The organism is Ruicaihuangia caeni, from assembly GCF_029952955.1.
Taxonomy (GTDB): domain Bacteria; phylum Actinomycetota; class Actinomycetes; order Actinomycetales; family Microbacteriaceae; genus Ruicaihuangia; species Ruicaihuangia caeni.
The window spans coordinates 406,786-429,840 of sequence record NZ_JASATX010000001.1 but is presented as its reverse complement, the minus strand read 5'-3'; the positions used below and the strand labels follow the sequence as shown (position 1 = coordinate 429,840).

The window sequence follows — 23,055 nt, the reverse complement described above, 5'->3', positions numbered from 1 at the left end:
GCTCAGGCGATCTTCAGCGACTCGGCAGACAGGTGACGGGCGAGCTGCAGCGCCGTGGTGCGCAGCGCCGCCGTATAGCGGGCCGGGTCGGCGTCAGCGGGGATGCCGGTGACCGCGACAGCTGCGAGCGGTCGCCGCTCGTCATCGAGCACCGGTGTTGCGATGCACGCGGTGCCGGCTGCCGTCTCACCGCACTCATAGGCGACGCCGGTGCGGCGCACCTGAGCGAGCTGCTCGAGGAACCGCCCAGGCTGGGTGACTGTTTGCGCCGACAGCCGCGGCAATCCCCTCGCCAGCACGCGCTTGGTCAGGTGCTCGGGCGCGAATGCGAGCAGTGCCCTGCCGAGCGCCGTGGCGTGGGCTGGCAGCCGTGAACCCGGTCGGGTCAACGGCGCGGCGCCGGCGCGACCTCGGGCGATCGCGACGCACACGACGTCAGCGCCCTCGAGCGTCGCGAGTTGCACCGTGTAGCCGGTGGCCGCCTGCAGGTCGGCGATCGCCTGCTGCGCTCCCTCCTGGAACGGCTGCGGGCGCGCCGCGCGTTCTCCGAGCTGCACCAGCCGCTCGCCAAGCCGGAATCCCTCCGGGCGGCGATCGAGGAACCCGTGGCGGGCGAGCCCCGCTGCGATGCGCGCTGCCGTCGACTTCGGCAGCGCCGTGCGTCGTGCGAGCTCACTCACTCCGAGCACATCGCCTGGTTCTCCGAACGCGTGCAACACCGAGATGATGCGGTCGATGACGGAGACGCCGACGTTGTTCTCGTTGGTGCGCATGCTGGGATTATCGGCATTCGGTGCACAGACTGCAAGCGTTTTCGGAATCGTGTTCCAAAAATCACGGCTCGTGCTCGCCCCGTGGCCGGGGCCTCACGCTCCCGAGAACCGACCCCCGGTGAGATCGAAGACCTGCCCCGTCGTGTAACTGCACTCGTCCGAGAGCAGCCAGGCGGCGAGCGCGGCGAACTCCGAGGGGTGGCCGACTCGCCCCATCGGCACCCTCGACAGGAGCATCGCGTTGCGTTCAGGACTCAGGTCGTCGAGCAGCCGCGTCTGGAACATCGAGGGCGCGACCGCGTTGACGACGATGCCCGAGTCGGCGACCTCCTTCGCCACCGACTTCGCGAGCGAGATGACGCCCGCTTTCGATGCCGAATAGGCGCTCATCGAGGCATTGCCCTCGCGGCCCGAGATGGAGGCCAGCAATACGACCCGGCCTGCGCGCTGCTGCCTCATCACGCCCATCACCGTGTGCAGCGCGAGGAACACTGAATCGAGGTTGACGCTCAGCGTGCGCCGCCATCCGTCGTAGGGCACCTCCTCGATGGGTGCTTCAGGGCCCTGCGCGCCGTGGGCGACCAATAGACCGTCGAGGCGGCCGTAGCGCTCGAGGACGCGATCACGGAGCTCGACCCACTGGTCCTGATCGGTGACGTCGAGGCGCACGCGCGCTCCTTCGTCACCCCAGTGCTCCTCTTCGATCGAGAGGTCGGCGACGAGCACGACGGCCCCCTCCGCCGCGAGCCGCTCGGCAGCCGCGCCTCCGAGGCCGCCGGCCCCACCGGTCACGAGCACGACCCGCCCCCGGTGTCGCTCGGGCCAGACGTCGGAGACCTCGACGGATGCTTCGCTCATCGCTTGACTCGCGTCACCTGGCGCGACGCGTGCGCCTCGTCGATCGCCGTCGCGACCGCGAGGGTGTTGTACCCGTCGCGCGCCGAGATCACCGGCGCCTCCCCCTGCTGCACCACTCGCACGAGGTGCTCGAGCTGCGTGATGTACGGGTTCACTTCCACACGATCGATGGTCTGCTTGGTGAACGGCAGCTGCCAGTGGTTGCCGCCCTCGTGGCGGAACACCGTGAGCGACGGCAGGGCGATCGACGCCTCGGTGCCCGAGATGAAGTAGGCGTCCCCGGGCGTGGTGGGGAAGTACGCGCCGTAGCCCATGAGGTCCCAGTTCCACGGCGAGGCCGCCGCGTCGCTGAGCATTGCGGTGCCGATCGCCCCATTGGCGAACTCCAGCACGGCCCCTACTGTCTCCGGAACCTCGAAACCGCGCACCTTCGACGAGCCGAGTGCCGTCACGGTGTCGATCTCGCCCGCGAGGTAGCGGATGACGTCGATGTCGTGGATCAGGTTGATCAGCACGGGCCCGCCGCCGCGTCGCCGGCGCCACTCGATGTCGAAGTACTCGTCGGGTTTGCGCCAGGTGCTCATGAGCGAGACCGCCACGATCTCACCGATGCCGCCCGACTCGATGAACTTCTTCGCTGCTGCCACATCCGGCGCGTAACGGCGCTGGTGTCCGACCAGCACCGGCACTCCCCTGCGCTCCGAGGCGTCAACGATGCGCGAGGCCTGCTCGAGCGTGTCGGCGATCGGCTTCTCGACGAGCACCGCGACGTCGCGGTCGATGGCAGCTACGGCCGCATCGGCGTGCATGGCGTTCGGAAGCGCGACGATCACAGCGTCGACCTCGCCGGCCTCGAGCAGCGATGCGTAATCGTTATAGTGCCGGGCGCCGAGTTCGGCCGAGAGTTGCTTCGCGGCATCCGTGGGGTCGGCGACGGCGACGAGTTCGACGCCCTGCGCCTGCTGTGCGTATTGCGCGTGCTCGCGGCCGATCAGGCCGGCGCCGAACAATCCGAGTCTGAGTTCTGACACTCGTTCACTCCGGTTCTCTCAGGTCATTGACGATGCGTTCGGCGAGCAGCTTGCAAGGCGCGGGGCCACCTCGCCCACGCGTGTACCACCCGATGGCACGCCTCACCTATCAAGGTTCTTCGGGCGACAATTCCGCCGTTATGCTCCCTGCTGACTATTCTGTCGGAATACCGTTCCATTATTCGAAGGCGAACTAATCGGCGCGAGCACAGCGGGCCCACCGGTGGGATATGTCGTCTGGGGCATTGAGCCGCGCCGAGTATGCTCGCCGGGGCCCTGCGGATGCCGCAGCAACGATGCAGCGCAGCGCTTGCACCAAACCGCAATCACGAAAGGCAATCGATGAACCGATCGCTCATCGTTCCCTCCCGGCATGCCGGGGGGACGAATCGCACGGATGCGCGAGAGAGGACAGCGGGAGATGACTGACTCCTCACCCGAGAACGCGAACGCGGCGTTCGAGAACCCCTCAGCGGGGCCCGCTCCGAAGGAGAGCGCGTTCTTCCGCTGGTGGGGGAACATCGAGCTCTCGCTGGCGGCGCTCTTCTTGCTCACGATGTTCATCGGCGTGCTGTGGCAGGTGCTCGGCCGCTATGTGCACGAGCTCAACTGGCCGGGCGCTGGTGAGATCGCCCGTTACTCTCTGACGGGCATCACGTTCATCCTCGTGGGCTATCTCATCGGCAAGAACGGCCAGATCACCGTCGCGGTGATCGACAACATCGCGAAGGGCCGCGCGCAGGTGGTCGTGAAGGCAGTCGCAGCGCTGCTGCTCGCCGTGATCTGCGCCCTGCTCGTGTGGGAGGCCTGGGCGATGTTCCAAAGCGGCTTCAGCCGCACCACGACGGTGCTGCAAGTGCCGCTCGCGTACGTCTTCGCCCTACCGCTCGTCGGTTTGGTGTCGGGCACCGTCCGGGCCGTCATCAAGATCTTCCACGCCAAGTACGACGAAGCGGATTCGCTCACGCTCGAGGAAGCAGAGGCATAAGTCACATGGAACTCGCACTCGTCGCCATCGGCATCCTCGTTCTGCTCTTCCTGAGGGTGCCCGTCGCCTTCGCGATCCTCGGCCCGTGCCTCATGTACTTCATGGTGAACGGGTACTCGACGGGTCTCGCACTGAAGACGGTGTTCGACGCGACCAACAGCTTCCCGCTGCTGGCCGTGCCGCTGTTCATCTTCGTCGGCGTCATCGCGAACAAGCTCGGTATCGCCGAGCGTCTGTTCGATTTCTGCCTCGCCGCAATGTCGCGCGTTCGCGGAAACCTCGCCTACGTCAACGTCGGCACCAGCGTCGGCTTCGCCTGGATGAGTGGTTCGGCGCTCGCCGACGCCGCAGGGCTCGGCAAGGTGCAGGTGCCAGCCATGACGCGCGCCGGCTACCCGTTCCGCTTCGCAGCGGGCCTCACGGCGTCATCCGCGCTGATCTCGCCGGTCATGCCGCCGAGCATCCCGGCCGTGATCTTCGCCTCCGTGGCGACGATCTCGACGGGAGCGCTCTTCGCTGCATCCGTGGTTCCCGCACTGCTCATGGCACTCGGCCTCGTCGCGTACATCTTCTTCTGGGTGCGGAAGCGCCCGGAGTTCGCGAGCCAGCCGTTCGACTCGCGCAAGTTCTGGCGCGCGACCCGCCGGGTGCTGCTCCCCCTCGGAACGCCGGTGATCATCCTCGGCGGCATCGTGGGCGGAATCTTCACGCCCACCGAGGCTGCAGGTATCGCGGCGCTGTACATGCTCATCCTCGGCATGTTCAACCGCACGCTCAATCTGCGCGTGCTGTGGGAGGCCGCCAAGGAGACCGTGTTCCTCACCGGCGGGATCATGATCATCATCGGTGCGGCCGGCATGCTCGGCCAGGTGCTCGCCCGGGAGCGCGTCGCTCAGGGCGTCGCTGACTGGATGACCAGCGTGACCGACAACCCGATCGTGTTCCTCCTCATCGTGAACGCCATTCTGATCGTGCTCGGCATGGTCGTGGACGCGACCGCCGTCATCCTGGTCACCGTCCCCGTGCTCATGCCCGTCGTGGTGAGCTTCGGCATTGACCCGGTGCACTTCGGTGTGATCATGATCGTGAACCTGATGATCGGTCTGCTCACTCCCCCGGTCGGCAGCGTGCTCTACGTCATGAGCTCCGTGACGAACCGCTCGGTGGACGAGATCTTCCGCGGCATCCTGCCGTTCCTCGTCCCGCTCGTGAGCGTGCTGCTGCTCATCACGTTCTTCCCGCAGATCGCGATGTTCGTCCCCAACGCGCTCGGGTTCTAGTCGACGACTAGTTCCTCGGCGCACACCGAGACGGCGTCGGAACGGTCCGACGCCACGAAGTAAAGGAAAAACCAATGATCCACAGCAATCGGATCCGCCGCGGCGCCCTCTCGGCGCTCGCGCTGACCGCCGGAATCGGCCTCCTCGCCGGTTGTGCCGGCTCGGGCGACACCGGTGCGGACGGCAAGGGCGACGCCGCCGAAACCATCACGCTCGAGTTCGCCAGCAGCCAGTCGGAGCAGACCCCGAACTACTTCTGCGGCATGGAGCTCTTCAAGGAGCGCGTCGAAGCAGCCGACCTGGGCATCGAGGTCGACCTGTTCCCCGCCAGCCAGCTCGGCCCCGACACCGAGCGCGTCGCCGCGATCCAGTCGGGCGACATCGCCATGGACCTGCAGGAAGCCGGCCTCGCGTCGGTGTACCCGCAGGTCGGCATCCTCGGTGCGGCCTACGTGTTCGATGACGTCGACCACGCATTCGACTGGATCGACAACAACTCGGAGGAGTTCCGCACCGCGTTCAACGAGGCCACCGACATCACCATCATCGATGGCTGGTACTACGGTTCGCGCACCTTCAGCTCCAACGACCCGATCCACGGGCCGGAGGACCTCGCAGGCATGCAGATGCGCTTCCCCGACACCCCGCAGTACCTCGCCAACGCGAAGGCTCTCGGCGCGAACGCCGTGGCGGTCGCGTACGAAGAGGTCTACGTCGCGCTGCAGCAGGGCATCGCTGACGGGCAGGAGAACCCCGTCGTCGGTACCAAGACGGCCAGCTACGACGAGGTGCAGAACTACGTCTCGCTGAACAACCACCAGGTGAGCATCCACTGGGTGACCATCTCGGACAAGGTGCTCGACAAGATGAGCGACGAGCAGCGCGAGCTGGTCTTCGACACCGTGCGCGACATCCGCGCCGAGAACCGTCAGTGCGTCGAGGAAGAGACCGAGAAGATCCTCGAGGACTGGCGTGCGAACGGCCCGGTCGAGGTCATCGAGACCGAGGACATCGACGTGCAGGCCTTCATCAAGGGCGCCGAGGAGTACTTCCAGTCGTACTACAAGGGCGACGACCTGGCGTTCTACAACAGCATCCGTGAGACCGCCAAGTAGTCTCTAGGACACGCGAGAAGGGGATCGGCTGGCGTCGGTCCCCTTCTTCGTTTCTCAGTTCATGGCCTCGGCCCCGAGCGCGAAAAAGAGGGGGACCGCCAAGTGAGCGGTCCCCCTCTTCGCGATGAATCGGTCAGTCGCCGTTGCTCACGAGCGTGCCGAGCTGTTCGCCGAGGATGGCGCGCGTGATGTTGCCGGCGGGTTCCATGCCGAACACGAGCATCGGCATCCCGTTGTCCATGCAGAGGCTGAACGCTGTCGAGTCGACGACCTTGAGGCCCTGCACCAGCGCCTCCTGGTAGGTCACACGGTCGAGTTTGACGGCGCCGGCATGCTTGCGCGGGTCGGCGTCGTACACGCCGTCAACGCCGTTCTTCGCGACCAGCACCACATCGGCGCCGATCTCGAGAGCGCGCTGGGCCGCGACAGTGTCGGTGGAGAAGTACGGCAGGCCCGCTCCCGCGCCGAAGATGACGACGCGGCCCTTCTCCAGGTGCCGCTCGGCACGCAGCGGGATGTAGGGCTCGGCGACCTGTGTCATCGAGATCGCGGATTGCACGCGCACCTGCGCGCCCGCCTGCTCGAGGAAGTCCTGCAGCGCGAGCGCGTTCATGACGGTGCCGAGCATGCCCATGTAGTCGGCTCGCCCGCGATCCATACCCCGCTGGCTGAGCTCTGCGCCGCGGAAGAAGTTGCCACCGCCGACCACGATCGCGACATCGACCTCGCGGGCCGCCTCGGCGATCTCGCGGGCGATGGCGCTGACGACATCAGGATTCACCCCGAGGGAGCCCGCACCGAACGCCTCCCCTGACAGCTTCAACAGCACTCTCCGTCGGCGCACCTCGGTCACATCGTCTCCTTCACAACGGGGTTGGTCATCACACTATGGCGGGGTGCCCGCTCATGGAAATGGGGTCCGAGACCGCAGTCTCGGACCCCATCACGCAGCGGTCTTACGCGCCGACCTTGAACCGGGCGAAGCCCGTGACCGTGATACCGGCGCTCTCGGCGACCTGCTTGACCGTCAGCTTGTTATCGCGCGCGTACTCCTGGTCGAGCAACGCGACCTGCTTGAAGAAGGCGCCGAGGCGACCCTCGACGATCTTCGGCAGCGCCGCTTCCGGCTTGCCCTCGCCGCGGCTGATCTCCTCGACGATGCGACGCTCGTTCTCGACCTCTTCGGTCGGGACGTCTTCGCGCGTGAGGTAGCTCGGGTTCGCGAACGAGATGTGCTGGGCGATGCTGCGCGCCGTGTCTGCGTCGTCACCGCTGTAGCCGACGACCACGCCGACCTGCGGGGGCAGGTCCTTGTTGGTGCGGTGCAGGTAGATCGCGAACTTCTCGGCCTCGACCGAGGCGACACGCCGCAGTTCGACCTTCTCGCCGAGGATCGCGGCCTCGTCGTTGATGAGGTCGGCGACGGTCTTGCCGTCGGCGGGAGCAGCAAGTGCCTCCTCGACGGTCTTCGCGCCCGCAGCAGCAGCGGCTTCGAGCACCGCGTTGCCGAGACCGACGAACTTCTCGCCCTTGGCCACGAAGTCGGTCTCGCACGCGAGCTCGATCATGGTGGTGACGGAGCCGTTCTCCTTGGCTGCGACGAGCCCCTCGCTGGTGGAGCGGTCGGCACGCTTCGCGTTGCCCTTGGCACCCTTGAGCCGGAGGATCTCGGTGGCCTTCTCGACATCGCCCTCGGCTTCGACGAGCGCGTTCTTGGTGTCGATCATGCCCGTGCCGAGTCGCTCGCGCAGGGTCTTGATGTCTTCGAGGCTGACGTTAGCCATACAAGCCGTCCTTACTTGGTCTCGTCGTTGGCGGGAGCGCCGGCGGCTGCCGGAGCCTCCTCGTCGGCGGGGAGAGCCGCTTCCTCAGTGGGAGCGAGGTCGCCGGGGACTTCCTGAGCGGTCGCCTCGACAGCGGGAGCCTCCGACTGCGCGGCAGCGGCGTTCGACTGCTCGAGCAGTTCGCGCTCCCACTCGGCCAGCGGCTCGACGGCCGACACGTTGCCGGCCTCTTCGGGCTTCTGGTGGCGCTGGATGAGGCCTTCGGCCGCAGCGTCGGCGATGATGCGGGTGAGCAGGCTCACCGAGCGGATCGCGTCGTCGTTGCCCGGGATCGGGTACTGCAGCAGGTCGGGGTCGGCGTTGGTGTCGAGGATGCCGATCACCGGGATGCCGAGCTTGGTGGCCTCGTCGACCGCGAGGTGCTCGCGCTTGGCGTCGACGACCCACAGCGCCGAAGGGGTCTTCGACAGGTTGCGGATGCCGCCGAGCGTCTTGTGGAGCTTGTCGAGCTCGCGGCGCTTGATCAGGAGCTCCTTCTTGGTGAAGCCCTTGGTGGTGTCCTCGAAGTCGATCTCCTCGAGCTCCTTCATGCGGGCGAGGCGCTTCGAGACGGTCTGGAAGTTGGTCAGCAGACCGCCGAGCCAGCGCTGGTTCACGTAGGGCTGGCCGACACGCGTCGCCTGCTCGGCGATGGACTCCTGCGCCTGCTTCTTGGTGCCGACGAAGAGAATGGTGCCGCCGTGCGCGACGGTCTCCTTGACGAAGTCGTAGGCCTTGTCGATGTAGGCGAGCGACTGCTGAAGGTCGATGATGTGGATGCCCGAGCGCTCGGTGAGGATGAAGCGCTTCACCTTCGGGTTCCAGCGGCGGGTCTGGTGCCCGAAGTGCACGCCGCTGTCGAGCAGCTGGCGGATGGTGACGACGGCCATGGCCGTTCTCCTTGTCTTGCGCGGTTGCGCGATCTCAGTTGTCTTCCGGAGCCGGTCGGCTCGGAACCTGGTGCCCGGTGCGTTCCCGCCGCTCACCGCGACGACCGTGGTCGACGTGCGAAGGACTGAGTGGGAGCGTTGACCGAATGGGCACGCGAAGTCACCCGTCGATGACGGATGCAGGTGTAATAGTAGCAGCCGAGTCGCTGCACGCTCGCTCGGTTCGGCGACGGCGACGGCGCTTCGCCGCTCCTCCCCGAGCCGCATTCGCCCATGATGCTGCCCCAGTACGGCTGCGGTCGCACCGCGAGCGGGGTGGGCTCGAGAACGTATGCGAATGCTCCGAGGATCCGGCCGTCGATGTGGGTGGCGCCGTGCCGCACCTCGCGCGCGAAGAGCGCTTGCGGGCATGCTCCCGCTCGTGCTCGCGGCGGTGCTCGCCTCAACGCCCGCCGGTTCCTCCGCCGGTGCGGAACTGGGCTTGTCCTCCTTACCCTCGCCCCGGTGGAACGCGGATGCCCGCAACAATCCGCTCTGGGCATGGCCCGTACGCGCTGCGGCTGCCGTGGCGCGTGACTATCTCGCCCCGCCGACTCCCTACGGGCGAGGCCACAGAGGCGTCGACTTGCATGCCCCCGAGGGGACTACGGTGCTCGCGCCCGCAGCGGGAACGGTGCACTTCGCGGGGTGGGTGGTCGACCGACCGGTGCTGTCGATCCGCCACGAGGGCGGCCTGCTCTCGAGCTACGAGCCGGTGGAGTCCGAGCTCTCGACGGGTGATCGGGTCATGAAAGGAGAAACGATCGGCACTGTCGTGGCCGGGCACTGCAGTGACGTCGGCTGTCTGCACTTTGGCGCGCGGCTGCACGGGGAGTACATCTCCCCGATGCTGCTGCTGGGCACCGTCCCTCGTTCGGTGCTCCTGCCCACACGGCGTTTGCCCTAGTGCGAGGGGCGGCCTAGGCGCGCGGGTGCGCGTTGCGGTACGTGGCCTTGAGTCGCTCCGCCGAGACGTGCGTATAGATCTGCGTCGTGCCGAGGCTCGCGTGCCCGAGCAGCTCCTGCACAGCACGCAGATCTGCTCCGCCGTCGAGCAGGTGGGTGGCCGCGGTGTGCCGGAGGGTGTGCGGGCCGGCGGGACCGCTATCGAGGTCACCCAGGAGCCGGGACATCACGCTGTGCACGGCCCTCGCTCCGAGCCGTCCGCCTCGAGCGCCGAGGAACAGTGCGTCATGCTCCGGCGACCGGCCTGCCCCGGCGAGCAGTTCCGGCCGGCCGCGATGCAGGTAGTCGTCAAGAGCGCGCTGGGCCGGGATGCCGTAGGGAATCACACGCTGCTTGGCGCCCTTCCCCATCACGCGCACGGTGAGGCGTTCACGGTCGAGGTCGCCGAGGTCGAGGCCGACAAGTTCGCTCACGCGAAGAGCAGAGGCGTAGAGCAGCTCGACGACGGCCAGGTCGCGAAGCGCGACCGGGTCACCGGTGGCGGCACGATCAGCGAGATTCTCGAGCAACGCCGCTGCCTGCGGCTCTGTCAGCACCCGCGGCAAGTGCCGGGCGGGTCTCGGCGAGCGCAGGCGCAGGCCGGGGTCGGCGGGCGCCGGCAGCTGTTTGGCGAGCCACTTCGTGAACCCGCGAACCGACGCCGTCCTTCGGGCCAGACTCGACTTGGCCATGCCTCGATTCGATTGCTCCCACAACCAATCACGCAGCAGTTCCAGATCCAGCTGATCCGCCTCGACGATGCCGGCGCGCTCCGCGAACGCCGCGAGACCAGCGAGATCCGCTCCATACGCACGGAGCGTCTGCGCGCTGAGGGCGCGCTCGGTCTCCAGGTGGGCGAGGTAGGCGTCGATGGCCGTGTCGAGGCGCATCGCTCAGCCCTCCCGAGCCACGGCGGCCGACGCATTCATCGGTTCAGGATAGGCCCGACCCAGAGGCCTTCCGCCAACCTCGTTCGCCAGACACGACCGCCCCCTCGAGTTCGAGCGCTCCGAGGATCGCCTGGACCCGTGCAACCGCGAGCCCGCTCCGCCGCGACACCTCGAGCGTGTCGCGCGCCGCTCGGCTGCTGAGGGCATCGAGCAGGCGCAACTGCTCGGGGTCGTGCGATGTGAACAGAGCCTGCTGCATCTCTGCTCCCTCGGGGTGCAGGGCGATCACCTCCTCTGCGTTCGTGACGCACACCGCGTCGTACTCCCTGATGAGGCGGTGACAGCCGGCGGAGGCGGCGCTGGTGACGGGCCCGGGCACGGCACCGAGCGCGCGTCCGAGTGCAGCAGCATGCCCGGCCGTGTTGAGCGAGCCGGATCGACGGCCGGCCTCGACCACGACCGTCGCCTGGCTGAGCGCGGCGAGCAATCTGTTTCGCTGCAAGAACCGCCATTTCGTGGGCGGGCTTCCACAGGGCACTTCAGACAGCACCACGCCGTGCTCGACGATGCGATGAAGCAGACCGTCATGCCCACTCGGGTAGAAGCGGTCCACGCCTCCCGCGAGCACAGCCGCGGTGACGCCGCCACGAGCGAGGGCCGCCCGGTGCGCGGCGCCGTCGATGCCGTATGCGGCGCCCGAGAGCACCGCGAAGCCACGGTCGCAGAGGACCGCAGACATCTCGATGGCAACGCTCTCCCCGTATGCAGTCGCGGCGCGCGCCCCGACCACCGCGATCGAACGCGCGAGCGACACCAGCCGCCCAGGGTCTCCGCGCAACCACAGCGCCGATGGGGCGTGCGGGCCGAGGTCATCGAGACCCATCGGCCACTCCTCATCGCCAGGACACAGGACCCTCACGGCCTGCCGCGCGGCGCTCAACAGAGTCGAGTGCACGTGCCGAGCGACGGCACGGGGGCGCCACCTGTCGAGCGCCGCGCGAAATCGGGAGATGGCCGCTTGCAGATCATCAGGCTCTTCAAGCGCTTCACCAGTGGCGTCGTGGAGCCGGCGCACCAGCTCTGTGGGAGTCGTGCCATCGATCACCGCCTCCAGCGCTCGCACCCCGCCGAGCGCTCCAGTCAGCGTGCCTGCGTCGCGATCACCGGGTTCGGCGATCATGCTCCAAACGATGGCTGCGAGCAGGTGTTGGCGGCCATCGTCGTCGCGTTCGCGAAGCGCCACGCGATCGAGCAGCGGACGCAACTCGCGTTCATCGAGCCCGAACAGCGGTGCCGTCGCGCGCCCGGGCTGCGACCCATCGATCAACGGTCGGGCATGGGGGCTCAGGGTCATGAGGAGAGGGCCTTTCGAAAGTAGAGAGCACGACCGAGGTGTTCTGCGGTTGGAGAGGACGAACCGGCTAGGTCCGCTATCGACCAGGCGACGCGGAGCACTCGATCGAACCCGCGCATCGAGATCGCTCCTCGCTCCAGCGCGCGGTCGAGCGGAGCCGTGACGGCCGCAGGAAGGCGATGCCGCGTGTCGCGCAACCACGACCCGGGCACTTCGGAGTTGGTGCGCCACGGTGTGCCCGCAAGCCGCTCGCGTGCCGCCGCGCGCGCTGCGGACACGCGCTCACGAGCCTCGGCGGACGTCAGTCGGGCGTTTCCCGAGGCCGCGGTGAGTTGCGCTGCGGTGACGCGAGACACACGAAGCTGGATGTCGACACGGTCGAGCAACGGACCCGACAATCGCGCGAGGTAGCGACGCCGTGCGTACGGAGCGCAGCCGCAGTCGGCGTCGGCGTCGGGCGCACCGTGCTGGCCACAGGGGCACGGGTTCGCCGCGAGCAGCAGCTGGAACTTGGCGGGGAACGATGCCACAGCGTTCGCCCTGTGAATCGTGATGCGTCCAGATTCCAGCGGCTGCCGCAGCGCGTCGAGGGCGACGGCCGAGAACTCGGCCGCCTCATCGAGGAACAACACGCCGTGGCTGGCTCGAGCGGCGGCGCCCGGTCGGATGATCCGGCTCCCGCCTCCAACGAGCGCGGCCGGAGTCGCCGTGTGATGCGGCGCTTCAAGCGGCGGCCGGGTGGACAATCGGCCGGTGACCGGCTCCCCTGCCAATGAGCGCACCGAGTTCACCTCGAGCGCCGCGTCCGTGTCGAGCTCAGGAAGGATGCCGGGAAGCCTCGCCGCAAGCATCGTCTTGCCCGCGCCCGGTGGTCCGAGCAGGAACATGTGGTGCCCGCCCGCAGCAGCGGCAAGCATTGCCTCGATCGCATCGTCGTTCCCGATGACCTCGCAGAGATCGGCATCTGCATCTTCGACAACGCGGGGCGCGGCCGGCATGATGGGCTCCACGTCGAGCAGTTCCAATTCGGCGCCGTGCCAGACCGCCGCCTCCCGGAGTGAGGCCACACCGACCACTCGCACACCCGGCACAAGGGCCGCCTCGGCCGCGTTGCCTGCCGGCACCATCACGGTGTCGAAACCGGCCCGCGACGCCGCCAGCACTGCCGGGAGGATGCCGCTGATCGGGCGGAGCCGTCCGTCGAGGCCCAGCTCCCCCAGGTGCGCGAGCCGCTCGACGGACGCGGGGTCGACGACCCGGTCGGCAGCGAACGCGGCAAGTGCGATGCCGAGGTCGAACGCGGTTCCGTGCTTCGGGAGTCCCGCCGGCGAGAGGTTGATGGTGAGGCGCTGCCTGGTGAGAGGGCACCCCGAGTTCATGGCTGCCGCTCGCACACGATGCTGAGCCTCCCCCAGCGCGGCATCGGGCAATCCGACGAGCACGGTGGCGGGAAGCCCGCTGGAGATGTCGGCCTCGATCTCGACGATCGCCCCGTCGATGCCGAGCAGTGCGACCGAGTGGGCGCGAGATACCGCCATCAGCACACCGCCCGCAGATGCTCGATGGCGGCGGCGCCGTCGTTCGACCGCAGCACGGCGACCGCGTCGATTCTGATCGCCCCCGTGCCTGGATGCGCTTCGCGCCACAAGCCGGCGAGCCTGCGCAAGCGCGACTGCTTCGCAGGTGTGATCGCAGCGAAAGGATGCCCGAAGGCCTCGCTCGACCTCGTCTTGACCTCGACCAGGACGAGCTCTCCCTGGTGCTCGGCGACGATGTCGACCTCGCCAGAGCGGCAGCGCCAGTTGCGTTCGACGATCGTGTACCCGCGACGTTCGAGATACTCAGCGGCGAGAGACTCCCCCTCGCGGCCGAGCCGGTCTTTCTGTGCCATGTCGTCCGCCCTCCTGGAACGAGGGTGGAGGGTCTGTGCAGAGGGAATCGGCGGCCCACCCGAACCTGCTCATCAGGCAGTTCGGTTCGCGGGTGTTGAGGGCGCGCGAAGACGGCGCCACGAGCCGCTCAGGGAACGGGCTCGACCGAGCTACTCGTCGAGCGCGAGCTCCTTCGGCAGCTTGAACTCTCGCGTGCTCAGCTCCTCGATGTTCACGTCCTTGAACGTGAGCACCTTCACCGACTTCACGAAGCGGTCTGAGCGGTAGACATCCCACACCCAGACGTCGTGCATGACGAGCTCGAAGTAGAAGTCGTTCGCCGTGTCGACGCGGGTCTGAGTGACTTCGTTCGCGAGGTAGAACCGCCGCTCGGTCTCGACGACGTACTTGAACTGGCCGACCACATCGCGGTATTCGCGGTAGAGGGCGAGTTCGACCTCACGGTCGTAGTCGTCGAAGTCGTCGTCATCCATGCTGCACCAATCCTAGGCCGGAATATCGGGCGCGGTTCTCAGCCAGGTGCGCCGGTGCATGGCGCTGGCGCCGTGCTCGGCGAGCGCCGCGAAATGCGCTGCACTCGCGTAGCCCTTGTTGCTGAGCCAGTGATACACCGGCTGCTCGTCGTGCGCACGGATCATGAGGCTGTCGCGATGCACTTTCGCGATGACGGATGCCGCGGCGACCGAGCCGCAGTCGCGGTCCGCCTTCGCGCGCGTCACCACGCGGAGCGGCGCCCGCAGCACCGGTGAGAGCCAGTCGTGGGTGCCGTCGAGGAGGACGACGCTCTCAGTCACGGGCACGCCCGACCGGTGCAGCTCTTCGAGCACGCGTCGAGCCGCGAGCCCTAACGCGGCGATGATGCCGTCCTGGTCGACCTCTGCGGCAGACGCCAGCCCCACCCCGCACGCCTCCGCCCACGCGCGCGCGTCGGACTCGACCCCGGAGCGCTTGGCCTCCGGGATGAGCTTCGAGTCGCGGAGCCCCTTGGGCACCGCTGAGACCTTCGCCGCGATGACGGCAGCGCCGACGGCCACCGGCCCGGCGAGCGCGCCCCTGCCGACTTCATCGAGCCCGATCACCAGACGCGACCCGCCCGCGAAGAACGCCCGCTCAACCGAGAGATCCGGTTCGACGACCGCCATCATCGCCTTCAGCGCTCCACGTCGACGCCGCGGAACACGGTCTCGTAGTTGTCGAGCCAGGTCCAACGATCGATGGGCCACGAGATGACCACAGCCCGCCCGACGACATTGCCCATCGGCACGAAGCCATTGCCCGGCTTGTCGCGGTTGTAGCGCGAATCGGCGGATGCCCAACGATTGTCGCCCATGACCCAGAGGGCGCCCTCCGGCACGGTGACCTTGAAGTCGTCGGCGGAGACCCTGGTGGCGCCGGCAGGCAGGTTCACGTACGGCTCGTCGAGCGGCACGCCGTTCACCGTCAGCTGACCGAACTCATTGCAGCAGGCGACGGTATCGCCGGGGAGGCCGATCACGCGCTTGATCAGGTGCTCGTTCGTGTCGTCCGCCGCGAGCCCCACCAGCGAGAGCACCCAGTCAGCCGCTGCCGCGATCGGCGCCTTCTCAGGCTCCGGCGACGGGGTGAGCCAGCCCCCTGGGTCCTCGAACACCACGATGTCGCCACGCGCCACTGGCACGAGCTCCGGCGTCAGTTGATTGACGATGATGCGGTCATCGCGGTGCAGCGTGTCGAACATCGACTCCGACGGGATGTAGAACGACCGGATCAGAAACGTCTTGATCAGGAACGAGATCACCAGAGCGGCGACGAAGATCACGAGCACGTCGCGGAGGAACGACCGCCATCCCCCACGCCTGCGCGGCGCCCTGCGAGATTCCGCCCGGCGCGCAGGCTGCAATGCATCCGTCATTAAACCCCTGAGCTCCCCGACCATCCTAGATGTGCGGGGAGCTCAGTCGAATCGGTGAGAGCCAGCGTCAGCTCTCGCGCTTCTCGCGAATCTTCGCCTTCTTGCCCGTGAGGTTGCGCAGGTAGTACAGCTTCGCGCGACGCACGTCACCGCGGGTGACGACCTCGATGTGGTCGATGACGGGCGAGTGCACCGGGAAGATGCGCTCGACGCCCACCTGGAAGCTCACCTTGCGCACGGTGAAGGTCTCACGCACGCCGTGGCCCGAGCGAGCGATCACGACGCCCTGGAAGACCTGGATACGCGAGCGCTGACCTTCAATGATGTTGACGTGCACCTTGACGGTGTCACCGGCCCGGAACTCGGGGATGTCGGTGCGAGTCGCAGCCGCATCGACGGAATCGAGGATGTGCATGGTGGTTCGCTCTCTGCGGCCGCCGCTGGTCGGCTCGCGGTAAGGAAGAATGGTTGTCAGTGGTGTGCCGTTGTGATCGTCGGTTCCCCAGAGGCAGAACCGGCTCAAGGCACAGCTATCAATTCTGCCATAGAGTCGAGCAGGCTGCGAACGAGTCGAAGGAGGCCGGTGACCCAGACCCAGGATCTGTTGCGACGGATCATCCGCACCGCCCCAGTTCAACAGCGCAGCAGTGAGCGAATCGAGCTGCTGCTCGATGCTGCTGCCGCGATCATCGCCGAGACGGGCGTCGACGGGCTCACGACGAGCCTCGTCGCGGCGAGGGCTCACTCCTCTGTCGGGGTGGTCTACCGCTACTTCCCGAACATCGGCTCGCTCCTGCAGGCGTTGACGGTCCGGAACATCGAACGCTACGTGGGCCGCCTGGCGTCCGCGCTCCGCCCCGGTCTGGAGGGCTGGGCGCCGGCGCTCGACGCGACCCTCGACATCTTCGTCGACATGATGCGCAATGAACCCGGGTTCCGATGGCTGCGACTCGGCGATCTCGTGCCGGAGCGGCTGCTCGATACCGATGGAGCGAGCGGCGGAATGCTGGCACAGCTGTACCTGTCGATGCTGAGCGAGCACTTCGAGGTGCAAGCGACCCCCGAAGCGGTCTTCAAGATCGAGGTCGCGGTCGAGATCGCCGACGGACTCATGCGCCGGGCCTTCGCGTACGACGCACACGGCGACGAGCGCTTCATCGAACGAACTCGGGAGCTCATGCACGCCGAGTTGGAACCCATCCGAGCGATGATCCCACGGTGACTCCCGCACGGCGGTGACTCTCGAACGGCAGGGCCTCCCGCGGCAGTGTCTCTCGAACGGCAGGGCCTCTGGAAGAGCGGTTACTGCTGGGCGCTGTACCGGCCCGGCTGCGGCTCAGCCGGGCAGCAAGTCTGGCCGCACCTGGCGCGTGCGCTCGAGCTGCTGCTCGTGACGCCATGCAGCCACGGCCGCGTGGTTGCCGCTCAGCAGCACCGGCGGAACGTCGAAGCCCCGCCAGCTCGCGGGCTTGGTGTAGCTCGGGTACTCGAGCAGCCCTGACTCGTGGCTCTCCTCGACCAGGCTCTCGGGGTTGCCGACCACGCCAGGGATGAGCCTGCCGATCGCCTCGATCATCGCCATGGCTGCCACCTCGCCGCCGTTGAGCACGTAGTCGCCGAGGCTCACGAGGCGCACCCTCGCGCGAGTGGCGGTGTGCTCGACCACGCGCTGGTCGATGCCCTCGTACCGGCCGCAGGCGAAGACCAGGTGCTGCTCCGCGGCGAGTTCCCTCGCCATCGCCTGGTTGAACTGCAGGCCCGCAGGCGAGGGGAAGATGACGAGAGGGCCGGATGCAGCAGCATCCTGCTCCGCCTCACCGCCGGGGTCGCCGATGATCTCATCGAACGCCTCGCCCCATGGCTCCGGCTTCATCACCATCCCGGCGCCGCCGCCGTACGGTGTGTCGTCGACAGTGCGGTGGCGGTCATGCGTGAAATCGCGGAGATCGTGCACGCCGAGCTCGATGAGTCCTGCCCGGCGCGCCTTGCCGAGCAATGAGATGTCGAGCACATCGAAGAACTCGGGAAAGATCGAGACGATATCGATGCGCACGATATCGACCCTAGACTGCCCGGTCGTTGCGCGGGTACACGGCAGCGTGCCGGGGCGTCACTCTGCGGCGTCTTCGAAGAGCCCGGAAGGGGGCGTGATCTCGACGAACCCAGCCTCGATATCGACCGACGGCACGATGGCCTTCACGAATGGGACCATCACTTCGCGATCGCCGGTGTCGACGACGAGCAGGTCTTGTGCGGGCAGGTGCTCGACTCGCGCGACGGTGCCGACCGGGGCTCCGTCGCGGCGCACCTGCAGACCGACCAGCTGGTGGTCGTACCAGGCGTCTTCCTCGGCGGGCAGCTCATCGCTGCTCTGGTCGATCCACAGGATCGCACGCACGAGAGTCTCAGCCGCGGTGCGATCGGTGACGCCCTCGAAGAAGGCGACCGGCTGGCCGTTGTACCAGCGGAGCTCGGTGAGCTCGATCGTCTTGCCATGCCACGGCGAGGTGCTCGGCACCTGGAGCGTGAAGGAGGCGCCCGGCACGAAGCGTCGCTCGGGCTCGTCGGTGTACAGCTCGAGCTTCAGCGCGCCCTTGAGCCCGTGCGCTTTCACCAGCCGGCCGACGCGAAGCTGCGTGCGGTCGGGCTTCTTCGATGACGCCGCCACGACTAGGAGTCGGTGTCGATGACGTCGACACGCACACGACGACCATCGGCGAGAGCGGCCACGAGCGTGCGCAGCGCCTTCGCGGTGCGCCCGCCGCGGCCGATCACACGGCCGAGGTCCTCGGGGTGCACGCGCACCTCGAGGACCTCGCCGCGCGGTGAGCTCTTCGACGCGACCTGCACCTGATCGGGGTGGTCGACGATCCCCGAAACGAGGTGCTCGAGCGCAGAGGACAGCACTGGACTAGGCCTGGCCCTCTTCGGTGCCCTCGGCCGCGGGCACCTCAGCGGCGTCGTCGGCTGCGGGTGCCTCGGCCTTCGGCTGCTCAGCCTTCTCGCTCTTCGGCTTGAGCACGGCCTTCTTCTTCTCGTCGGCGACGAACTGAGCCTTGGCCTCGACGGGCTTGATGGAGCTCTTCGCGTCCTTCTCGCCCTTGAACTTGCCCCAGTCGCCGCTGAGCTTCAGCAGCGCGAGCACCTGCTCGGTGGGCTGAGCACCGACGCCGAGCCAGTACTGGGCGCGCTCCGAGTCGACCTCGATGAACGAGGGCTCCTCGGTGGGGTGGTACTTGCCGATCTCTTCGATCACGCGACCGTCGCGCTTGGTGCGCGAGTCTGCGACGACGATGCGGTAGTACGGCGCACGGATCTTTCCGAGGCGCTTGAGACGGATCTTGACAGCCACAATTCTCCTGAGTATTTGCGTGGTGTGAACTGGAGCCGCAGGCGTGGGGGCACTCTCGGCGAAAGCTCGTGGTGCTGCGGGCGCCTGATAGAGGGTCGGGCGAGCCGCAACTCGGCTATCCATTCTGCCAGATCCAGCGGGCTGCGGCGAACCACGACGTTCGCCGCCCGATGCGGGTGGCCCAGTCGGAGAAGAGACAGTGCAGTCGCATGGCCACCGGCATCCGCCCACGTCACAATCGAGTGTGGCAGTGACCTTCGCGAGTTCAGAGCGTTCGACCATCGGCATCGAGTGGGAATTGGCCTGCGTGGATGCCGAGACCCGGGAGCTCAGCCCTCTCGCGGCAGAGTTGCTGCGGCGCACCGAGGGGTACGACGGCTATCCGCGCCTCACGACGGAGTTCCTGACCAACACCATCGAATTGGCGAGTTCGGCGCACCGCCGGGTGCGGGATGCGGTCGCGGATCTGGTGTCGCTCATCGACCGCGCGCAACCGGTGGCGCGTGAGCTCGGTGTCGAGCTCGTCTGCGGCGCCACGCATCCGTTCAGCCGCTGGGACCGGCAACAGGTCACGCCCGGTAAGGACCGCTACCAGCGCGTGCTCGATCGGTCGCAATGGTGGGCTCGGCAGATGATGATCTGGGGCGTGCACGTGCACGTCGGCGTCGACCGCGCAGAGGCGGTGATACCCGTCATGAACGTGCTCATCGACCACTTCGCACACTTCCAGGCGCTGTCCGCGTCGAGCCCGTTCTGGCAGGGCGACGACACCGGCTACGCCTCCAACCGGGCGCTGATCTACCAACTGCTGCCGATCGCTGGGCTGCCACCGCGCTTCGAGCGCTATGAGGAGTTCGAGCGGATGGTGGAGGATCTCGTGGGCTGCCAGGCGATCGAGGACTCCAGCGAGCTGCGCTGGGACGTGCGCCCCTCGCCGAAGCTCGGCACCGTGGAGAACCGCATCCCCGACGGGGTCGCGACGATCGAAGAGGTGGGCACCATGGCGGCGCTCACCCAATGCCTCGCAGAGGAGACGATGCGACGACTCGACGCCGGAGAGACCGTGGAGCCGTTGCCCCATTGGTTCTGGCGCGAGAACAAGTGGCGCGCCGCCCGCTACGGACTCGACGCGAACATCATCGAGGATGCCGCCGGGTCGAGCCGGCCGGCACGATCGGCGATCGCGGCGCTGTGCCAGCGTCTGGCGCCGATCGCCGAGGAACTCGATTGCGCAGACGAGCTCGCGGGCGCAGAGCGGATCATGCAGCGGGGTGCCGGCTACGAGCGGCAGCGCCGGGTCGCGACCGACAGCACCGACCGCGGGCGGTCGGTCGTCGACTCGCTCATCGAGGAGTTGCGCGCAGGACTGGCATGAGCCCGGTGCGCCGGCCGACGATCACCTGCGGCACCGGAGGGGACCAAGCCGCGCCCCGCCCAGCCGCGCGGGGAAGCCGACTCAGCCGCGCGAGCGCTCGTCGCGCCAGCGGAGCCAGCGAGCGACCTTCTCGAAGTCGTACTCGGGGCCGCGGAGGCCGATCGTGAAGAAGGTCGCACCGAGGTCGAGCAGGGCGTCGGCATCCGCATCGCTCGCCCGCCGCAGTTCGACGGAGACCTCGATCTCCGAGACATCCCGACCGACCGCGTCGGCGTGCATCCGAAGCACCTGCAGCTTCTCAGCGAGCACCTCAGGGCTGCTGAAACTGTGCCAGATGTCGGCGTGCTCGGCCACGATTCGAAGCGTCTTGCGCACTCCCCCGCCACCGATCAGCACCGGGATGCGGCGAGTCGGCGGCGGGTTGAGCTTGGCCCAGCGCTGCTCGATCACCGGCATGTCGCGGGCGAGGGCATTCAAGCGCGAGCCCGGGGTGCCGAACTCGAAGCCGTACTCGTCATAGTCGCGCTCGAACCATCCGGCTCCGGTGCCGAAGATGAACCGACCCTGGCCGCCGTCACGGGCACTGATGTGGTCGATGGTGCGCGCCATATCGGCCTGCAGATTCGCGTTGCGGTACGAATTGCAGCTCACAAGCGAGCCGAACTCGACGCGCGACGTCTGCTCGGCCCACGCGGCCACCATCGTCCACGCCTCGAAGTGCAATCCGTCGCGGTCTCCAGTGAGCGGAAAGAAGTGGTCCCAGTTGAAGAGCACATCAACGCCCATGTCCTCGAGGCGAGCCACCGCGTCGCGGATCGTCGAATACCGGGCGTGCTCAGGCGCGAGCTGCACCGCGATGCGAAGCGGACGATCGGGGCGCGCTGCCTCACGGATGCCGTTGCTCATCGGCTCTCGATGCTCAGCTCTCGACACTCAGCTTTCGACACTCAGCTTTCGACACTCAGCGACCGAGGAGCTTCTGCAGCGACTCGAGCTCTTCGGCGCTCGGCCCGCCAGCACCCGCCGCGCCCCCGAGGCCGAAGCCGGATCCGCCTCCTGCACCCGGGGTCACGCCGGTCGCGCGGGCTGCTTCTTCGGCTGCGCGCTTCGCCGGGTTCCCCGACCGCGAGCCGCCCTTCTTCTTGCCCTTCGCCTTCGCGGCCTTGCCGCGCCCGCCGCCGAATCCCCCGGGGATCGGCCCCATTCCCGGCACCTGCGGCACCCCGCCGCGGGCGACGGTCTTCATCATCTTCGCGGCCTGCTCGAAGCGTGCGACGAGCTGGTTCACATCGGTGACCGTCATGCCGGAGCCCTTCGCGATGCGAAGCCTGCGGGAGCCGTTGAGGAGCTTGGGGTTTCGTCGCTCGGCGATCGTCATCGATTGGATGATCGCCTCGGTGCGCGTGATCTCGCGCTCATCGAAGTTCTCCAGCTGCTCACGCATGCCCTTGGCCCCGGGCAGCATGCTGAGCATGCCCTTCAGCGAGCCCATCTTCTTGACCTGCTGCATCTGGGCGAGGAAGTCTTCGAGCGTGAAGGTGTCGCTCGCGAGCTTCTCGGCGACCTTGCGCGCCTCTTCCTCGTCGAACTGCTTCTGCGCCTGTTCGATGAGCGTGAGGATGTCACCGAGGTCGAGGATGCGGCTCGCCATGCGGTCGGGGTGGAAGGGCTCGAAGTCGCTCAGCCCCTCACCGGTCGAGGCGAAGATGATCGGGCGCCCGGTCACACTGGCCACCGAGAGGGCGGCACCGCCGCGTGCGTCGCCGTCGAGCTTCGACAGCACGACGCCGGTGAAGTCGACGCCTTCCTGGAACGCCTTGGCCGTGGCCACGGCATCCTGACCGATCATGGCGTCGATGACGAAGAGCACCTCGTCTGGATCGATGGCCTTGCGGATGTCGCGCGCCTGCTTCATCATCTCGGCGTCGACGCCGAGCCGGCCCGCGGTGTCGACGATGACCACGTCGTGCTGCTTGTCGATCGCGTGCTTGATCGCGTTCTTCGCGACCTTCACCGGGTCGCCGACGCCGTTCCCGGGCTCCGGCGCGAACACGGGCACGCCCGCCTGCTCACCGACGATCTGCAACTGGGTGACCGCGTTCGGCCGCTGGAGGTCTGCTGCGACGAGCATCGGCGTGTGCTGCTGCTCGGCCAGCCACTTCGCGAGCTTGCCGGCGAGCGTCGTCTTTCCAGCACCTTGCAGGCCGGCGAGCATGATCACGGTGGGCGGGTTCTTCGCGAACTCGAGCCGACGCTGCTGACCGCCGAGGATCTGGATCAGCTCGTCGTTGACGATCTGCACGACCTGCTGGGCGGGGTTGAGCGCGCGGTTGACCTCGTCGCCGAGCGCGCGTTCGCGCACGCGGGTCGTGAACGCCTTGACGACGTCGAGGGCCACGTCGGCGTCGAGGAGGGCGCGACGGATCTCGCGCACCGTGCCGTCGACATCGGCGGCGCTCAGCTTCCCCTTACTGCGAAGGTTCTTGAACGTATCGGCGAGCCGGTCGGAGAGCGTGCCAAAAACAGCCATGATGCAGCCAGTCTACGGGAGCGGGCATC

26 protein-coding genes are annotated in these 23,055 nt (G+C 67.6%); 6 read left to right on the top strand and 20 right to left on the bottom strand.

The window, feature by feature from the left end; translation table 11 throughout:
* Window positions 1-2: 2 nt before the first annotated feature.
* The 3 genes from QF206_RS01910 to QF206_RS01900 all read right to left on the bottom strand — a co-directional run bounded on the left by QF206_RS01910 (window position 3) and on the right by QF206_RS01900 (window position 2,662).
* The gene (locus QF206_RS01910) at window positions 3-773 is read right to left on the bottom strand and encodes an IclR family transcriptional regulator (protein ID WP_281487510.1); all 771 of its coding nucleotides are present in this window, start codon (window positions 771-773) and stop codon (window positions 3-5) included.
* A gap of 93 nt (window positions 774-866) precedes the next feature.
* Entirely contained in the window at window positions 867-1,631 is a 765-nt protein-coding gene (locus QF206_RS01905) for an SDR family NAD(P)-dependent oxidoreductase (protein ID WP_281487509.1), read from the bottom strand.
* On the bottom strand, window positions 1,628-2,662 hold the full coding sequence (locus QF206_RS01900; protein WP_281487508.1) for a Gfo/Idh/MocA family protein: 1,035 nt from the start codon (window positions 2,660-2,662) through the stop codon (window positions 1,628-1,630). The genes QF206_RS01905 and QF206_RS01900 overlap by 4 nt, the downstream gene beginning before the upstream one ends.
* A gap of 421 nt (window positions 2,663-3,083) precedes the next feature.
* On the opposite strand from QF206_RS01900, the gene QF206_RS01895 reads away from it, so the two are divergent.
* From QF206_RS01895 to dctP, 3 genes are all read left to right on the top strand, one after another.
* Complete coding sequence (locus QF206_RS01895; RefSeq protein WP_281487507.1) at window positions 3,084-3,650, top strand: TRAP transporter small permease; 567 nt, start codon at window positions 3,084-3,086, stop codon at window positions 3,648-3,650.
* 5 nt (window positions 3,651-3,655) lie between these two features.
* Window positions 3,656-4,930 (top strand): TRAP transporter large permease, encoded by a 1,275-nt coding sequence (locus QF206_RS01890; RefSeq protein WP_281487506.1) that lies wholly within the window; start codon window positions 3,656-3,658, stop codon window positions 4,928-4,930.
* A 74-nt stretch (window positions 4,931-5,004) separates the two neighbouring features.
* Window positions 5,005-6,045, top strand: a complete 1,041-nt coding sequence (dctP, locus tag QF206_RS01885) for a TRAP transporter substrate-binding protein DctP (RefSeq protein WP_281487505.1) — start codon at window positions 5,005-5,007, stop codon at window positions 6,043-6,045.
* 133 nt (window positions 6,046-6,178) lie between these two features.
* Here the strand turns inward: dctP and pyrH are convergent, their stop codons facing one another.
* The 3 genes from pyrH to rpsB form a co-directional block, all read right to left on the bottom strand.
* Window positions 6,179-6,898 (bottom strand): UMP kinase, encoded by a 720-nt coding sequence (gene pyrH / locus QF206_RS01880; protein WP_281487504.1) that lies wholly within the window; start codon window positions 6,896-6,898, stop codon window positions 6,179-6,181.
* Window positions 6,899-7,001: 103 nt separating this feature from the next.
* The gene (tsf, locus tag QF206_RS01875) at window positions 7,002-7,829 is read right to left on the bottom strand and encodes a translation elongation factor Ts (RefSeq protein ID WP_281487503.1); all 828 of its coding nucleotides are present in this window, start codon (window positions 7,827-7,829) and stop codon (window positions 7,002-7,004) included.
* 11 nt (window positions 7,830-7,840) lie between these two features.
* A complete protein-coding gene (rpsB, locus tag QF206_RS01870; protein ID WP_281487502.1) occupies window positions 7,841-8,758 on the bottom strand; it encodes a 30S ribosomal protein S2 in 918 nt (305 codons plus the stop codon).
* 409 nt (window positions 8,759-9,167) lie between these two features.
* Here rpsB and QF206_RS01865 point away from each other — a divergent pair, with 409 nt between their 5' ends.
* Window positions 9,168-9,704 (top strand): M23 family metallopeptidase, encoded by a 537-nt coding sequence (locus QF206_RS01865; RefSeq protein ID WP_281487501.1) that lies wholly within the window; start codon window positions 9,168-9,170, stop codon window positions 9,702-9,704.
* A gap of 13 nt (window positions 9,705-9,717) precedes the next feature.
* Here QF206_RS01865 and QF206_RS01860 read toward each other — a convergent pair whose 3' ends face one another.
* The 8 genes from QF206_RS01860 to rplS all read right to left on the bottom strand — a co-directional run bounded on the left by QF206_RS01860 (window position 9,718) and on the right by rplS (window position 16,184).
* Window positions 9,718-10,632, bottom strand: coding sequence for a tyrosine recombinase XerC (locus QF206_RS01860; protein ID WP_281487500.1), 915 nt, complete (start codon window positions 10,630-10,632; stop codon window positions 9,718-9,720).
* A 43-nt stretch (window positions 10,633-10,675) separates the two neighbouring features.
* Window positions 10,676-11,986 carry a DNA-processing protein DprA gene (gene dprA, locus QF206_RS01855; RefSeq protein WP_281487499.1) on the bottom strand — a complete coding sequence of 437 codons (1,311 nt, stop codon included), beginning with the start codon at window positions 11,984-11,986 and terminating at the stop codon, window positions 10,676-10,678.
* Window positions 11,983-13,524: a YifB family Mg chelatase-like AAA ATPase gene (locus tag QF206_RS01850; protein ID WP_281487498.1), complete on the bottom strand. Its 1,542-nt coding sequence runs from the start codon at window positions 13,522-13,524 to the stop codon at window positions 11,983-11,985. Before QF206_RS01850 ends, dprA begins: the two co-directional genes overlap by 4 nt.
* On the bottom strand, window positions 13,524-13,877 hold the full coding sequence (locus QF206_RS01845; protein ID WP_281487497.1) for a YraN family protein: 354 nt from the start codon (window positions 13,875-13,877) through the stop codon (window positions 13,524-13,526). Before QF206_RS01845 ends, QF206_RS01850 begins: the two co-directional genes overlap by 1 nt.
* A gap of 150 nt (window positions 13,878-14,027) precedes the next feature.
* A complete protein-coding gene (locus QF206_RS01840; RefSeq protein WP_281487496.1) occupies window positions 14,028-14,351 on the bottom strand; it encodes a DUF2469 family protein in 324 nt (107 codons plus the stop codon).
* A gap of 12 nt (window positions 14,352-14,363) precedes the next feature.
* Window positions 14,364-15,020 carry a ribonuclease HII gene (locus QF206_RS01835; RefSeq protein ID WP_281487495.1) on the bottom strand — a complete coding sequence of 219 codons (657 nt, stop codon included), beginning with the start codon at window positions 15,018-15,020 and terminating at the stop codon, window positions 14,364-14,366.
* Between the two features lie 8 nt (window positions 15,021-15,028).
* Window positions 15,029-15,769, bottom strand: a complete 741-nt coding sequence (gene lepB / locus QF206_RS01830; protein WP_281487494.1) for a signal peptidase I — start codon at window positions 15,767-15,769, stop codon at window positions 15,029-15,031.
* Between the two features lie 67 nt (window positions 15,770-15,836).
* Window positions 15,837-16,184 (bottom strand): 50S ribosomal protein L19, encoded by a 348-nt coding sequence (gene rplS, locus QF206_RS01825; protein WP_281487493.1) that lies wholly within the window; start codon window positions 16,182-16,184, stop codon window positions 15,837-15,839.
* Window positions 16,185-16,352: 168 nt separating this feature from the next.
* Between rplS and QF206_RS01820 the strand changes: the two genes are divergently transcribed.
* Window positions 16,353-16,991, top strand: a complete 639-nt coding sequence (locus tag QF206_RS01820) for a TetR/AcrR family transcriptional regulator (protein ID WP_281487492.1) — start codon at window positions 16,353-16,355, stop codon at window positions 16,989-16,991.
* Window positions 16,992-17,105: 114 nt separating this feature from the next.
* On the opposite strand, the gene trmD is transcribed toward QF206_RS01820, so the two are convergent.
* The 4 genes from trmD to rpsP are packed head-to-tail and all read right to left on the bottom strand — an operon-like array spanning window position 17,106 to window position 19,121.
* Window positions 17,106-17,822: a tRNA (guanosine(37)-N1)-methyltransferase TrmD gene (gene trmD / locus QF206_RS01815; protein ID WP_281487491.1), complete on the bottom strand. Its 717-nt coding sequence runs from the start codon at window positions 17,820-17,822 to the stop codon at window positions 17,106-17,108.
* Window positions 17,823-17,879: 57 nt separating this feature from the next.
* Entirely contained in the window at window positions 17,880-18,437 is a 558-nt protein-coding gene (gene rimM, locus QF206_RS01810) for a ribosome maturation factor RimM (RefSeq protein ID WP_281487490.1), read from the bottom strand.
* Between the two features lie 2 nt (window positions 18,438-18,439).
* Window positions 18,440-18,676, bottom strand: coding sequence for an RNA-binding protein (locus QF206_RS01805; RefSeq protein ID WP_281487489.1), 237 nt, complete (start codon window positions 18,674-18,676; stop codon window positions 18,440-18,442).
* Window positions 18,677-18,680: 4 nt separating this feature from the next.
* Window positions 18,681-19,121 carry a 30S ribosomal protein S16 gene (gene rpsP / locus QF206_RS01800; protein WP_281487488.1) on the bottom strand — a complete coding sequence of 147 codons (441 nt, stop codon included), beginning with the start codon at window positions 19,119-19,121 and terminating at the stop codon, window positions 18,681-18,683.
* Window positions 19,122-19,371: 250 nt separating this feature from the next.
* On the opposite strand from rpsP, the gene QF206_RS01795 reads away from it, so the two are divergent.
* Complete coding sequence (locus QF206_RS01795; protein WP_281487487.1) at window positions 19,372-20,496, top strand: glutamate--cysteine ligase; 1,125 nt, start codon at window positions 19,372-19,374, stop codon at window positions 20,494-20,496.
* Between the two features lie 81 nt (window positions 20,497-20,577).
* On the opposite strand, the gene QF206_RS01790 is transcribed toward QF206_RS01795, so the two are convergent.
* Both QF206_RS01790 and ffh read right to left on the bottom strand, forming a co-directional pair.
* Entirely contained in the window at window positions 20,578-21,402 is an 825-nt protein-coding gene (locus QF206_RS01790; protein ID WP_281487486.1) for an LLM class F420-dependent oxidoreductase, read from the bottom strand.
* Between the two features lie 55 nt (window positions 21,403-21,457).
* Window positions 21,458-23,026, bottom strand: coding sequence for a signal recognition particle protein (gene ffh / locus QF206_RS01785; RefSeq protein WP_281487485.1), 1,569 nt, complete (start codon window positions 23,024-23,026; stop codon window positions 21,458-21,460).
* Window positions 23,027-23,055 lie beyond the last annotated feature (29 nt).

Coding starts and splice junctions, on each gene's coding strand:
- QF206_RS01910 (WP_281487510.1), bottom strand. CDS start 773: ATGCGCACCAACGAGAACAACGTCGGCGTCTCCGTCATCGACCGCATC.
- QF206_RS01905 (WP_281487509.1), bottom strand. CDS start 1,631: ATGAGCGAAGCATCCGTCGAGGTCTCCGACGTCTGGCCCGAGCGACAC.
- QF206_RS01895 (WP_281487507.1), top strand. CDS start 3,084: ATGACTGACTCCTCACCCGAGAACGCGAACGCGGCGTTCGAGAACCCC.
- QF206_RS01890 (WP_281487506.1), top strand. CDS start 3,656: ATGGAACTCGCACTCGTCGCCATCGGCATCCTCGTTCTGCTCTTCCTG.
- dctP (WP_281487505.1), top strand. CDS start 5,005: ATGATCCACAGCAATCGGATCCGCCGCGGCGCCCTCTCGGCGCTCGCG.
- tsf (WP_281487503.1), bottom strand. CDS start 7,829: ATGGCTAACGTCAGCCTCGAAGACATCAAGACCCTGCGCGAGCGACTC.
- rpsB (WP_281487502.1), bottom strand. CDS start 8,758: ATGGCCGTCGTCACCATCCGCCAGCTGCTCGACAGCGGCGTGCACTTC.
- QF206_RS01865 (WP_281487501.1), top strand. CDS start 9,168: ATGCTCCCGCTCGTGCTCGCGGCGGTGCTCGCCTCAACGCCCGCCGGT.
- QF206_RS01860 (WP_281487500.1), bottom strand. CDS start 10,632: ATGCGCCTCGACACGGCCATCGACGCCTACCTCGCCCACCTGGAGACC.
- dprA (WP_281487499.1), bottom strand. CDS start 11,986: ATGACCCTGAGCCCCCATGCCCGACCGTTGATCGATGGGTCGCAGCCC.
- QF206_RS01850 (WP_281487498.1), bottom strand. CDS start 13,524: ATGGCGGTATCTCGCGCCCACTCGGTCGCACTGCTCGGCATCGACGGG.
- QF206_RS01845 (WP_281487497.1), bottom strand. CDS start 13,877: ATGGCACAGAAAGACCGGCTCGGCCGCGAGGGGGAGTCTCTCGCCGCT.
- QF206_RS01840 (WP_281487496.1), bottom strand. CDS start 14,351: ATGGATGACGACGACTTCGACGACTACGACCGTGAGGTCGAACTCGCC.
- QF206_RS01835 (WP_281487495.1), bottom strand. CDS start 15,020: ATGGCGGTCGTCGAACCGGATCTCTCGGTTGAGCGGGCGTTCTTCGCG.
- lepB (WP_281487494.1), bottom strand. CDS start 15,769: ATGACGGATGCATTGCAGCCTGCGCGCCGGGCGGAATCTCGCAGGGCG.
- rplS (WP_281487493.1), bottom strand. CDS start 16,184: ATGCACATCCTCGATTCCGTCGATGCGGCTGCGACTCGCACCGACATC.
- QF206_RS01790 (WP_281487486.1), bottom strand. CDS start 21,402: ATGAGCAACGGCATCCGTGAGGCAGCGCGCCCCGATCGTCCGCTTCGC.
- ffh (WP_281487485.1), bottom strand. CDS start 23,026: ATGGCTGTTTTTGGCACGCTCTCCGACCGGCTCGCCGATACGTTCAAG.